The 10,366-nt window shown below is 62.3% G+C and carries 14 protein-coding genes and 1 pseudogene; 6 read left to right on the plus strand and 9 right to left on the minus strand.

The genetic code is table 11. The features are described from left to right. Both B7Z76_RS15310 and B7Z76_RS15315 read left to right on the plus strand, forming a co-directional pair. Nucleotides 1-426, plus strand: a pseudogene (locus tag B7Z76_RS15310) (mobilization protein); the annotation flags it as partial. 98 nt (nucleotides 427-524) lie between these two features. Continuing rightward, complete coding sequence (locus B7Z76_RS15315; protein WP_035187209.1) at nucleotides 525-1,442, plus strand: hypothetical protein; 918 nt, start codon at nucleotides 525-527, stop codon at nucleotides 1,440-1,442. Between the two features lie 29 nt (nucleotides 1,443-1,471). Here B7Z76_RS15315 and B7Z76_RS15320 read toward each other — a convergent pair whose 3' ends face one another. The 6 genes from B7Z76_RS15320 to B7Z76_RS15345 form a co-directional block, all read right to left on the minus strand. Further along, a complete protein-coding gene (locus B7Z76_RS15320) occupies nucleotides 1,472-1,831 on the minus strand; it encodes a hypothetical protein (RefSeq protein ID WP_007425015.1) in 360 nt (119 codons plus the stop codon). Beyond that, complete coding sequence (locus B7Z76_RS15325; RefSeq protein ID WP_035187207.1) at nucleotides 1,804-2,115, minus strand: DUF6516 family protein; 312 nt, start codon at nucleotides 2,113-2,115, stop codon at nucleotides 1,804-1,806. The genes B7Z76_RS15320 and B7Z76_RS15325 overlap by 28 nt, the downstream gene beginning before the upstream one ends. Before the next feature lie 381 nt (nucleotides 2,116-2,496). Beyond that, the gene (repC, locus tag B7Z76_RS15330) at nucleotides 2,497-3,954 is read right to left on the minus strand and encodes a plasmid replication protein RepC (protein WP_035187205.1); all 1,458 of its coding nucleotides are present in this window, start codon (nucleotides 3,952-3,954) and stop codon (nucleotides 2,497-2,499) included. A gap of 84 nt (nucleotides 3,955-4,038) precedes the next feature. Then, nucleotides 4,039-4,368 carry a hypothetical protein gene (locus B7Z76_RS15335; RefSeq protein WP_291345046.1) on the minus strand — a complete coding sequence of 110 codons (330 nt, stop codon included), beginning with the start codon at nucleotides 4,366-4,368 and terminating at the stop codon, nucleotides 4,039-4,041. A 205-nt stretch (nucleotides 4,369-4,573) separates the two neighbouring features. Continuing rightward, on the minus strand, nucleotides 4,574-4,933 hold the full coding sequence (locus B7Z76_RS15340; protein WP_035187202.1) for a hypothetical protein: 360 nt from the start codon (nucleotides 4,931-4,933) through the stop codon (nucleotides 4,574-4,576). Between the two features lies 1 nt (nucleotide 4,934). Then, on the minus strand, nucleotides 4,935-5,594 hold the full coding sequence (locus B7Z76_RS15345; protein ID WP_051788242.1) for a ParA family protein: 660 nt from the start codon (nucleotides 5,592-5,594) through the stop codon (nucleotides 4,935-4,937). Between the two features lie 578 nt (nucleotides 5,595-6,172). Here B7Z76_RS15345 and B7Z76_RS15350 point away from each other — a divergent pair. Together B7Z76_RS15350 and B7Z76_RS15355 are read left to right on the plus strand one after the other, a co-directional pair. Further along, nucleotides 6,173-6,559 (plus strand): type II toxin-antitoxin system RelE/ParE family toxin, encoded by a 387-nt coding sequence (locus B7Z76_RS15350; RefSeq protein WP_035187200.1) that lies wholly within the window; start codon nucleotides 6,173-6,175, stop codon nucleotides 6,557-6,559. Then, nucleotides 6,540-6,857: a DNA-binding transcriptional regulator gene (locus B7Z76_RS15355; RefSeq protein ID WP_035187199.1), complete on the plus strand. Its 318-nt coding sequence runs from the start codon at nucleotides 6,540-6,542 to the stop codon at nucleotides 6,855-6,857. The genes B7Z76_RS15350 and B7Z76_RS15355 overlap by 20 nt, the downstream gene beginning before the upstream one ends. 130 nt (nucleotides 6,858-6,987) lie before the next feature. Here the strand turns inward: B7Z76_RS15355 and B7Z76_RS15360 are convergent, their stop codons facing one another. Beyond that, nucleotides 6,988-7,269: a hypothetical protein gene (locus tag B7Z76_RS15360; RefSeq protein ID WP_035187197.1), complete on the minus strand. Its 282-nt coding sequence runs from the start codon at nucleotides 7,267-7,269 to the stop codon at nucleotides 6,988-6,990. On the opposite strand from B7Z76_RS15360, the gene B7Z76_RS15365 reads away from it, so the two are divergent. Beyond that, nucleotides 7,234-7,533 (plus strand): tyrosine-type recombinase/integrase, encoded by a 300-nt coding sequence (locus tag B7Z76_RS15365; RefSeq protein WP_291345059.1) that lies wholly within the window; start codon nucleotides 7,234-7,236, stop codon nucleotides 7,531-7,533. The genes B7Z76_RS15360 and B7Z76_RS15365 overlap by 36 nt on opposite strands. Here B7Z76_RS15365 and B7Z76_RS15370 read toward each other — a convergent pair. Continuing rightward, nucleotides 7,514-8,215: a plasmid pRiA4b ORF-3 family protein gene (locus B7Z76_RS15370; protein WP_291345053.1), complete on the minus strand. Its 702-nt coding sequence runs from the start codon at nucleotides 8,213-8,215 to the stop codon at nucleotides 7,514-7,516. The genes B7Z76_RS15365 and B7Z76_RS15370 overlap by 20 nt on opposite strands. 208 nt (nucleotides 8,216-8,423) lie before the next feature. Between B7Z76_RS15370 and B7Z76_RS15375 the strand changes: the two genes are divergently transcribed. Continuing rightward, on the plus strand, nucleotides 8,424-9,863 hold the full coding sequence (locus B7Z76_RS15375) for a YncE family protein (protein WP_291345055.1): 1,440 nt from the start codon (nucleotides 8,424-8,426) through the stop codon (nucleotides 9,861-9,863). Here the strand turns inward: B7Z76_RS15375 and B7Z76_RS15380 are convergent. Then, complete coding sequence (locus B7Z76_RS15380) at nucleotides 9,766-10,311, minus strand: recombinase family protein (RefSeq protein ID WP_291345057.1); 546 nt, start codon at nucleotides 10,309-10,311, stop codon at nucleotides 9,766-9,768. The two genes, B7Z76_RS15375 and B7Z76_RS15380, sit on opposite strands and share 98 nt — an antisense overlap. Nucleotides 10,312-10,366 lie beyond the last annotated feature (55 nt).

Raw genomic sequence — 10,366 nt, forward strand, 5'->3', positions numbered from 1 at the left:
CGCGACAATGACGCCATGCGCCGCTACGGCGACTACCTCCACCGCGGCGCCGAAGCCCTCGCCACTCCCATCGCTATCGCATGGGTGATCAACGACGAGCGCGACAGCCTCCTCGCCCTGCGGGATTTCCTGAACAGCTACCCGGGACGCGTCGACGTCATCGGCAACCGCTTCTTCGACGAGGCCGGCACCTTCGCCGTCTACCGCGACAGCAAAATCCGCACCGAGATCGAGGCCCGCAGCGGCACGCTCCGCCCCTTCCCGATCCTGCCCAGGCCGCTGGCCGCCGCGGTCAAGACCGATCGCCGCTCCCCCGCCACTATTCTCGCCCAGGCCCCACTGTTCGAACGTATCGCCCTGGAAAAATGGCGCGCCGATTGCGCCGAAACCTTTGCTCCCCTCCTCGCCGCCGCCAACCGGACCTGAACCGGACGAGCCGCTGGCCGCCCAAACACAAGCATCCAATCCCAGGTTCGCCGGCGCCGCGGCGAATCGCTCTCCCGTCGCAAAGGACCCACCCGTCGATGGCCACCGATATCGAGACCGCCTACCGCGAGATCGCCGGTTTTGCCCCCGATCAGGACGCCATCAACCGCATCCGTAGCGCCGGCCGCGTTCTCCGCCTGCAGGACCAGGACAGCGGCTGGCTCCTCCTCATCACCCTCGAGGCCCACAACGCCGCCATCCGCAACACGCTCGACGCTGCCTCTACCCTCGCCGCAGCCGCAGGCGCCGCCGCCGGTGACGCCGGCAAGGCAGCCTCCGCCATCGCTCGTGAGATCAGCCGCGCCGGACCAACCCTCGCCAAATCCATTCAGGACACAGCCATCGAGGTCGGCCGCGATCTCCGCGGCTCCATCGATCAGGCCACCGGGGCCGCAAAGGATACAATCACCGAAACAATCGCCACCGGCACGACCAAAATGGATGGCGCCATCGCCGAAACATTCCGTCTGGCCACCGACCAGCTTAACCTGGCCGCCGACAATCTCCGCTCGGGCGCCACCGAAACCCGCGACGGCTTTATTACCCAATGGAAAGTTCTCGCCGCCGAAGCCACCTCAGAGGCCCTCGACGAACGGATCAAGATCGAAGCCGCCCGCTCCCGTCGGGCCAGCCTCGGCACCTTCACCACCGCCCTCGCCATCGCGGCGATCACCTTCGGCGTCTCGGTCTTCATCGCCCACCGCCAGGGCTGGCACCACGGCTACCGCACCGGCAAGGCCGACCTCCTCACCCACGTCCACAACCAGAAAATCCGCGCCTCCTGGGCCAATACCCCAAACGGCAAACTCGCCTATCAGCTCTACAAGGCCGGCTTCATCCGCAAACTCGCAACCTGCTCCGGACAGGGATGGAAAATCGAGACCAGAGACGGCAAGCCGCTCTGCCTGCCAGAAGCAACAAAAGGCGGAACCATCTACGGCTGGTTCCTGAAATGACAGCCTCAGACGCCCAGCGGGCGGAGCGTTTAAGCGACCGCCGCAAGCTCATAATCAACGTGCAATGCGTCATAGGGGAAGATCACCCCACCAGCCTCGTCCGGCCGCAACACGCCTGCGAGCAACAAAGCCTGAACATCGCCATGGACCGCTTTCACATCCCGCCGGACCAGCCGTGCCAGCCCCCTGATCGACATCGCTTCTTTCCCGGCCATCGCCTGCAAAAGTTCCTGCCGGCGCGGCGTAAGGGTCCGCCACATCAGATCAAGGTTCGGAAACGTGATGCGCGGTTCCTGCGCGACGCCGCGAAATGCGGCCGCTAGTCCCCTCCGCGCCTCGTCCAGACTGCCAACGCTGATCGTCACTGTGCGTCTTGCTGTTTCAACCATGCTTCGACATCCTTCCAAAAATCAGCCTCTAACTGGTCAAGTCCGCAAAATTCATAAGGCTCTTCAACCGGGCCGATATGTTTATGGTCCCCCTTCCCGGCTTCATTGTCGTAGCGAAGGGCGCAAACGCCGTTCGATACCAAGGCCAGCCGGTATTTGAACGGATGACTGCTTGCCGGCACCGGTTCGGGCACCCGCCACACAACCATTTCGATGAACGCGGTCTCAGATAACGGCCGCCGGTAGTCGAAGATCGGAACCGCCCTCACCATGTTGGCCACCATACCAACATGCTTGAGTGTTGTCTATCTCGCCAACACCACATTCTCACTCGCCCTGAATAGCTGCGCGCGGCGCCGGTCCGTAGCATCGCCCAGAAACCGCCACCCGCCCGCCACCGATGGAGGGGTCGTTTGCGGGAGGGGGCGGAATCCTACGCTTGGCGGCAAAGCCCAGCGGCTCAGTCGCCCAATCGGCTATGTATCGCAAACGAGTGTTTGAGATGTAGCCATAAAATGGCACGCGAAAGCCGATTTCGTTGCTCCATAACCCGTATCACAATCAACGTGTCGCATAGGTTCGCACTCAATGTTCAGATTCGGGCCTTACCGTAGGATTTCGCCCCCTCCCGCAAACGACCCCATGGAAAAAACGGCACCACGCCATCACGTCCGGCTCGTCATCTTGTGCAGGGGCGACGCAATAGCCGACCCCCGGATCGGTATTGTCGCCTGGCCGCTCCGCATTCCCCAGATGGTGCGCGACAGATTGAGATCGCCAGCACGGGCTTTCGCCACCATCCCGTGAAAATACCCCCCGGCACTCCCCCGGAAATAGTCCGCCGGCTTGGTGGAAACGATCGCCAAGGCAATCGCCGCATGCTCTCGACCCATAGTCACACACGCCTCGCCCCAGAGCGGTTTTGAGACCCCAAGATCGTGCCGCAGCCAATCCGCTGCCTCCACGATTTCAGGCCAGGTCGGCGATCCTTTCGCCAGATAGGGTTTCAACCGCGCCGCAAGCCGGACCAGCTCGTCCGGCGTAATCCGCATCACCGCGCCGCTATCGGTTCTTGCCGTCCGCGCGGCTCGGCCTGCTTGCCTTTGTGCCCTACTGATCGAGCGTTCCTGCCCAATTTGCTCTTTTCCTCCGTTCCAATCCGCCTGCGCCACACTGCCAGTATCCAAACCGTCCCAGGCAGACGGTTTTTCCCCACCACCGGAAACCGGCTTACTTTTCTCCTGAGCAATTACTGTATCCGAAGGATCAAAGGTTTGGTTTGTAGATGTATTATGGGGCTGGTTTTCCGGCCCCTTGGGGTCGGTTTCCACAGAATAAGGCACTGAAACGCTTGCATTTGGCACCCGGGGCAAAAGCGCCTCCAGACGCTCCCGCGCCTCCTGCTGACGTCGCTCAAGGTAAGAAACACCGGAGAAGAGATCGTCCAGGCGGTCGGCCTTTGTCAGCCTGCGGGCAAGCTTCTGTGCCTCCTCCGCCTGTGACTGCCATGCCGGGTCCAGCACGCCATACTCGGCCGCCGTCGCCGCGATCTGAAGCAATCCCGTGCTGGCGATGCTCGCGCGCCGGCGAAGCTGCCGGATCGCCTCGCGGGTTTCTCGTCCCCGCTCCGCCACCGCCCGGAACTCCTCCATGCGAACGGCGAGGGGCGAAAGGTCAAATCCATACGCCTCGATGATCCGCCCCGCCTTGTTGCGGCGCCCATAGCGCTTGCCGTTCGGGCTGTCTTTCATCACCACCAGGCCAAGCTCGACCAGATGCCGGTTCAAGGCTTTCACCTGGCTCAGGCCCAGCCCCAGCGCCTCAGCCTGCATAAAGGCGGAAGGCCACACCACCGGTCGGCTGCCAAGCTCCCAGTCCTGTTTTTGGGTGAACCGGAATAGCCAATCCACCGCATGCACCGCGCGATGCGACAGGCCCAGATAGGGCGCGGCGGACTTGAACGCGGCTAAAACCGCCCCCGGACTCCCCTCCCCGTCTGACAATCCGGTGAAATTTTCTGCCGTCCTCCCCGTCGCCAGCATCGCTGGGGACAGGCGGCGAAAACCATTAGGTGATTGTTTTGTCTTTGTTTTTTGCCCCGTTCCGGGATCGATCGTCGGCATCGTGATCCTCCATTCTGGTTGGATCGCGACAGGCAAAGCTCTCCTGTTTCCGGAAACGGCAATTTCCGCTTGGCAGGAAGGCTCTCAATAGCTATGTTCGGGATTACTGAGGCCCGAACGGTTGCCGATGAGGCCCGTCACGAATTTTCGCAAAGCCCGCCCGGCAAGGCGGGCTTTTGCATGTCTAGGCGGTTTTCTGGATAGCCTCCTTCCCACGTTCAATAAGTTGCAAGAGCGCCTGGCTACGAAGAGCGCCTGGCTACGATTGCGCAGCCCCTGGCGCTCCTTGATGTCGTCGATGAAGGCGAGTGTCTCGTCGGGTAATTGGAACAGCGTCTCCCTCCAACCGGCCTCACGCATGCGCTGGCGGTAGCGGGAGACCTTGCCGTTATCCCGGGGTGCTTCTTTCGACATCGACGAACCCGAATCAGTTTCTAGATACTTGGACTGTCGGGCCAATCCACCGCTTTGTCTAGAGATTCGTATGAACGAGTCGCGATAAGGCCCTGCAATCAGGCCTTTTCCTTGAAAATTCCGGCTGCGGAGATGCCGTCGCCGCTCATGCCGGGCTGCGACTGGGGATGCGACTCGGGCGCGCCGTCACGATAGCCTTCCCTGCTCAGGCGTCTCCGAAAGCACGCTTGGCATTGTGCTTTCGATAGAGTTCCTCGATCGCGAACTTGATCAGCTCGGAATTGTCTTTTTTCAGCCGCACGCGCAGAAGCGCGATCATCTCCAGCGTGTCGTCGTCGAGATAGCCGCCAAAATGCTTGAGCTGTGCCCGGCTTGGCTTGAACTTGCCCGCACGCCCGGCAGGTTTTCGCGCGGGCCTAGGCATCTCGGCGATTTCCGCCGCGGCGATGACTGCTGGCTCCGCCGGTATGGTCGCGGGTCGCGCTTTTGTAGGCAGGTCTTCAGGCTCCTGCTGCCGGCCCTGCATGGCGGCGAGAAAGGTTTGAGCAGTGGGTTTCTTGCTCACATCACGCCACCCTGTGCACAATTGCACTTGTAGTCAATTGCAATTCCGTACGGAACCACTCCCACAAGGCATTGATTTCCTGAGCCGCTTTGCTCTCGGGCTGCACTTCCTGCGCCGTAAGTCCCTGCAGACTGCCGTCCCGATGTACGTTGAATTCATGCAGGACGACAGGAGCACACGGCACGTTCTGCGCGGCGGCGACACCGCGAATGACCTCGGCTTCTGCCCTGCCAGACGGGTGCACGAAATTAGGAACGACAAAGGCCGATGTGCCGGTTGTGCGTGCGAGGCGCGCCGATTTCGGCAATCCCTCGAAGGATTCGATCTCCGAAGTGCAGGGAATCAGTACGAGGTCGGCGGCTTCAACGGCGGCCGGCGTCTCGACGCTGCGGCCGGGCGGCGTGTCGATGAGCACCAGGTCACACCCGGCCTCCTCCGCCCGCTTGAGGGTCTCTTCAAGGTCATTTTCGGTGGTGAACTGGACGAGCGGCAAAGGACGGTCATCTGGCCGGCGGCGACGCCAGTTTATCGAATTCTGCTGGGTATCCATGTCGAGGATCAGGACAAGGAGTCCGGCTGACGCGGCCGCAGTACCGAGGCTGCGGGAGAGCATGGTCTTCCCTGCCCCGCCTTTGTTGATGGTAATCGCCGTGACCTTCACATCCGCCTCCTGTGCACACGTGCAGACCGGCAATGCTGCACTGATTCTGGCGTGTGGTCAATTGCATGATTGCATTTGTTCTGTTTTCCACATGTGGTCTATTGGTTTTGCGCAAAAATGCACGTGTGCACTATGGGTAAATTGCAGTTATGCAAATCCGCATGGCTGCACATATGCAAATTCGAGCGCAGCACGCATGCGTTTGTACTGGGCGCCCCACTTGGCGAGTCACTTTGTGCATGAGTGCACATATGCAATCGTGCATATGCGCACTTTCCGCCAGCGCGTATCCGGCGGGGAGGATTTGGAGGACTGGCACATGCTACGCATAGCATCTCTCAGCCGCCTATCCGGCGGGGAAGGGAGATGCCGTGAAGATCCTCCCCGCCCTCAGCGGGGCGCGTCGGCGCCCAAATCAGGGGCCTGCTTCCTACCAGGGCGCCGACGGTCGCTTGACGGGGCAGGGGAGGGGGTACTCCCGCCCCCCGCCCCGCAGGTCCCCGTTTCAATCAGAATAAGCTTGTTTTATAACACTGAGTGTTATATACACCGTGGCCCTTAGAGTTCAGAAAGTGCTGATGCGCGTATTCAAGAATAAGCCGTTCGCACGATTTGCGCGGAAGGCGGGACTTGCCGACCAAGCTTTACTCAAGGCGATTGCCGATGCCGAGCAAGGTTTGGTGGATGCTGATCTTGGGGGTGGGGTACTGAAGCAGCGCGTCGCACGGGAAGGCGGCGGAAAATCGGGCGGATTTCGTACGATCATTCTGTTCCGGTCTGGTGAGCGGGCTTTTTTTGTTCACGGGTTTGCCAAAAGCGATCGCGCCAACATCCGCGATGATGAGCTGGCGGCATTCAAACTGCTCGCGGCGTCCCTGCTGGCTTATGATGATGTGTCTTTGGCGGCCGCGGTCGCCGCAGGCGTTTTGATGGAGGTGAAGGGCGATGATGAAGCAGTATCGTAGCGCGGTCATGGCCTCGATCCATGAGACGGCGGAAGGCCTGCACAATGCCGGCGTGATGGATAAGCAGACCATGCGCAAGTTTGACGACGCCTGTTTGACGCCGGTGCACCCGCTTTCCGCTGAGGAAATCCGGGCGCTGCGCGAGCGGGAAGGGGCCAGTCAGGCCGTGTTTGCCCGTTATCTGAACGTGACCACCGGCCTAATTTCGCAATGGGAGCGGGGCGAGAAGCATCCCCAGGGCGCTTCCCTGAAGCTCCTGTCACTTGTCGCTAAAAATGGGCTGATGATGGTCGCCTGATCGGACATCAAAGCGCCGACACGTCGCCAAACCATGCCGTGACGGCCAAGCTGTTTCATGCGTGTCGAAGTGACTTGGAGGGCGTTGTTGGTGTGGACATCTGGTAATCGCGGTTGGGAGCGTGAACCGTTCATAGTGCCGCGATCCGGGCGCTGTCGCTCGGCAGTTTGCTTTGGGGTAGCGTCAGACGCAGCCCGCGCTCGGTTTGTTTCAACTGGTCGACACGGATGGCAGCCAGCTCCGAACGGCGCAGCGCGCCGGCGAACCCGACCAGCAACAGCGCCCGGTCGCGCAGGCCGCGGAGAGCATAACGCCACACGTTCTGACGCGTCAGCGGGTCGGCCAGATCGTTCGCGCCATCGCCGTCGCCGCCGGAATCAGCAAGCGCGTCTACCCACATCTGCTGCGCCATACCGTGGCGACCCGTTTACTCGCGCTCGGTATGGACATCACGGATCTGCAGCGCTTCCTCGGCCACGAGAGCATCGCCACGACGCGTCTCTATGCCGAAACAACGGCTGCCTCCCTGCAGCGCCGGTTCGACCAACTGACTGACCCGACCGCCCACGCGTTGATCTCCGGCATCCGGAAACAGCAAGGAGACGAAGCGGCGCTGATCGCCGTCAACATGCTCTCCCAGCGGCGGGCGGAGCGCCTCAGCACTGCTGGTGCATGAAGTTGTGGTGCGCGCCATCGCGAAGACTGGTGTTGACTTCCCGCGGCGAAAACGGCCGACCTCGCGCTTCCTCGCGAGCCTTGGCCCGCTCCAAGGAATCCTCCAGCCGCCAGCGCGCATCCTGGTCGAACGCGAGCGGCTCCGAGCCGTCCTTCAGCGCGACCTGCTGGAGAACCTCGACCATGGTGTCCAGGTCCTCAAGCGCATCGAACGAAAACCTGTCGTCGCGGCGAGCCATGAAGTTCTCCGGACCGCCGCAATCCTCGGGTGGACAAGCACCGCCGCCCCCGGTGCAGACGGGATAGCTCTTCCGAGCCTCCGGCTCCAACCAATCCTCGATGCGGACCTCATGGCGCCAGGGAATGTTCAGGTCGTACTCATAAATAAACCGCGCACCTTTGCGGAATCGCAGCGCCGTCAGCGTGATGTCCGGTGACGACGCCGCTACTTCCCACGAGCCGTAATGCGTGGCGCGCAGATGAAAGTCATAGAGGTGGATGCCCTCCCAGCCCATGGCGACCTGGATCACGCCATGGAGTTCGCGGAGCGTGAAAGTCGCCGGCACCAGAATGCGCCGCCACACCATGGGGCTGATACCGGTCAGCCAGACTTTGACCTGCAGGATCGCCGCCGACGCCAGGGGGTTCTGTTCCGGAGCAGGGGGCTTCGGCCGTCGTTTCATCCGGCCAGATTACTGCCTTTCAGCCCGTTCGTCGCCAGAGACCCCAGACATCCTGATGCTCTCCTATTTTGAAGTGCGGTTGCCCTGGGGCAGTTACCGATTTTCTTCTCGGACATCTCGGCTCTCCTGAATGTGAGTAACTTTATGTGCGCCCGAGCGAATATATCAGTCAACCATACCAAGGGACTGATCGATGCTCAAGAAACTATTGCTCGCGGCAACCATTGCCTGCGTCGCCGCCCCGGTGGCCCATGCCGGCGCCGGCCCGCTCGTTCTCGGCACGGCGGCGAATCCGCCGAAAGGCCCGGGGCCGGGGAAGGTGTTCATGGTGAACCCGGCATCGCGCACAGCCCGGGCCGCTGGCTTCGCCAAGGCCGGAATCCCCGCGGGCAACAGCTTCTACGCCGGGTATGACGCGACCACACGGACGGTCTTCGTGCCGTCGCCCGTCGGCCGCATCACCATGCTCAACGCCGAAACCGGCAGGCGAATGGGGGCGTTCCCCACCATCAGAGGCGCGCGCGTCGCCCGCGTGCTGCCGCGCGAGCGCCTTCTCGTCGTGCTCTCGGCCAAGACGCTCGCCGCCTATTCCCTCGCCGGCCACCAGCCGGTCTTCACCCTTGCCATCGGCGGCAACGCGCTCGCCACCAATCAGGCCGAAACCGAACTCTATGTCGGCGGCAACATGGACCGGCAGATCAGCGTCGTCGCCGTACCGTCCGGTCGCGTGATCAGGTCATACCCGGTTGCCCGTTCCGGCGACCTCGTCACCGCCGACGGCAAGCTCTTCTCGGCGGACATGATGAGCGGGGTCATGAGCGTCGTCGATCCGGCCACCGGCACGATCACGCAGATCCGGACGACCGAGATCGACCCCCATTTCTCTTACGCGGCCATTCCGCACGCGACGGCGGGCTTCATGCAGCTTGCCACCTCTCCCGACGGCCATACCGTCTATGCCGCCGGGTTTTCCGGGCACATCCTGAAATTCTCGGCGCAAACGGCGAAATATCTCGGCGAGATTCCCGTTCGCCCGACGAAGGGGATGAACCAGCTCAGCGGACTCGCTGTCCTCGATCAGGGCAAGGAGGCTCTGGTCACCGTGGAAAACCGTCATGAGGCCGCTCTGGTCAGCTTGCGGGACGGCAAGGTGATCCACCTCTTCAAAGGTATCACCAGCAATCGCTGGATCGTCGCCGCTGGGCGCCGACTGGCTGGGCAGTTGGCAGTGGGTGTTCCTGATCCTGGTTCCTGGTCCTGTCCTCGGTGCGCTTTCTATGGCGATCCTGCGCCGGCTGCCGGAAGCGCTGGCGGTCGCGGGAGGACGCAGGTGACCCAGCTTCAGCCGAGACGGCGGAAAGCCTGCTCAGCCTTACGCGGCACGCATGGCGAAACGGCTCATGACGCTCCCCGTTACCGTGGTGTTCGCGCGCGTTCCCCGGCTCGATGTCGGAAAGCGCAGACTGACCAGCCAGATTGGGGTCGTTTGCGGAAGGGGGCGGAATCCTACGGTCTCTCCGGCGGCACCGAGAGGCGCCCGCCGGTTACCATCATCCGGCTTCCAACGCCCGGTAGACCGAAGCCCGGCCGATGCCGAGCTTGCGGGCGATCGCCGTGGGTCCGAGACCAAATTCCTTCAGTCGCTTGACCTCGGCGACATCGATGCTGGGCTTGCGGCCCCGATAGACGCCGCGCACCTTGGCTGCGGCAATGCCCTCCAACTGCCGCTCACGGCGCAAATTGGTCTCGAACTCGGCGAACACGCCGAGCATGTCGAGAAATGCCTTGCCGGCCGCCGTACTCGTGTCCACCGGCTGTTCGGTGGCACGAAGCGCCACCCCCTTCGCCTTCAGCTCATACACAATGTCCTGAAGGTCCTTCAGCGACCGGGCCAAGCGATCAATTCGGGTAACCACCAGCGTATCGCCCTCGTTGAGGAAATCGAGCAGGAGCGCCAGTTCGGTCCGACCGTCGCGGCGGGTGCCGGTGGCCTTCTCGGCGCGGATGACCCGGCAGCCGGCCGCACGCAGCGCCTTCTGCTGGATCGTGAGATCCTGATCGATCGTGCTGACGCGGGCGTAGCCGTAAGCGGTCATGAATTGTCTCGCGAGGCTCTAGATGCCTCCACGTTATCGTATCAGAATGCCAGAA

The organism is Acidiphilium sp. 20-67-58, assembly GCF_002255515.1.
Classification (GTDB): domain Bacteria; phylum Pseudomonadota; class Alphaproteobacteria; order Acetobacterales; family Acetobacteraceae; genus Acidiphilium.

Excerpts from the sequence above, each read along its gene's own strand:
- B7Z76_RS15350 (WP_035187200.1), top strand. The coding sequence starts at position 6,173 with ATGCGCGTATTCAAGAATAAGCCGTTCGCACGATTTGCGCGGAAGGCG.
- B7Z76_RS15380 (WP_291345057.1), bottom strand. The coding sequence starts at position 10,311 with ATGACCGCTTACGGCTACGCCCGCGTCAGCACGATCGATCAGGATCTC.
- repC (WP_035187205.1), bottom strand. The coding sequence starts at position 3,954 with ATGCCGACGATCGATCCCGGAACGGGGCAAAAAACAAAGACAAAACAA.
- B7Z76_RS15355 (WP_035187199.1), top strand. The coding sequence starts at position 6,540 with ATGATGAAGCAGTATCGTAGCGCGGTCATGGCCTCGATCCATGAGACG.
- B7Z76_RS15320 (WP_007425015.1), bottom strand. The coding sequence starts at position 1,831 with ATGGTTGAAACAGCAAGACGCACAGTGACGATCAGCGTTGGCAGTCTG.
- B7Z76_RS15360 (WP_035187197.1), bottom strand. The coding sequence starts at position 7,269 with ATGGCGCAGCAGATGTGGGTAGACGCGCTTGCTGATTCCGGCGGCGAC.
- B7Z76_RS15325 (WP_035187207.1), bottom strand. The coding sequence starts at position 2,115 with ATGGTGGCCAACATGGTGAGGGCGGTTCCGATCTTCGACTACCGGCGG.
- B7Z76_RS15335 (WP_291345046.1), bottom strand. The coding sequence starts at position 4,368 with ATGTCGAAAGAAGCACCCCGGGATAACGGCAAGGTCTCCCGCTACCGC.
- B7Z76_RS15370 (WP_291345053.1), bottom strand. The coding sequence starts at position 8,215 with ATGAAACGACGGCCGAAGCCCCCTGCTCCGGAACAGAACCCCCTGGCG.
- B7Z76_RS15315 (WP_035187209.1), top strand. The coding sequence starts at position 525 with ATGGCCACCGATATCGAGACCGCCTACCGCGAGATCGCCGGTTTTGCC.